1 protein-coding gene is annotated in these 391 nt (G+C 52.9%); it reads left to right on the plus strand.

Going from position 1 to position 391, the window contains the following annotated elements:
• Positions 1–391 (plus strand): SDR family NAD(P)-dependent oxidoreductase (locus D7W81_RS41755; protein WP_208721714.1); only part of this gene is annotated, 391 nt, incomplete at both ends.

Raw genomic sequence — 391 nt, forward strand, 5'->3', positions numbered from 1 at the left:
GCATTAAAATGGGTAAACTCACGGGCAAGACAGCACTGATTACGGGCGCATTGCAGGGAATTGGCGAAGGAATTGCCAGAACTTTTGCACGTCATGGCGCGAACCTAATCTTGCTGGATATCTCCCCTGAGATCGAAAAGCTGGCGGACGAACTGTGTGGTCGTGGTCATCGCTGTACGGCGGTTGTCGCCGATGTGCGTGACCCGGCGTCGGTAGCCGCAGCTATCAAACGCGCGAAGGAAAAAGAAGGGCGCATTGATATCCTGGTGAATAACGCAGGCGTTTGTCGTCTGGGCAGTTTCCTCGATATGAGCGATGACGATCGCGATTTCCATATTGACATCAATATTAAAGGCGTATGGAACGTCACGAAGGCGGTGCTGCCGGAGAT

Origin of the sequence: Corallococcus aberystwythensis (genome assembly GCF_003612165.1) — a bacterium.
GTDB lineage: Bacteria > Myxococcota > Myxococcia > Myxococcales > Myxococcaceae > Corallococcus > Corallococcus aberystwythensis.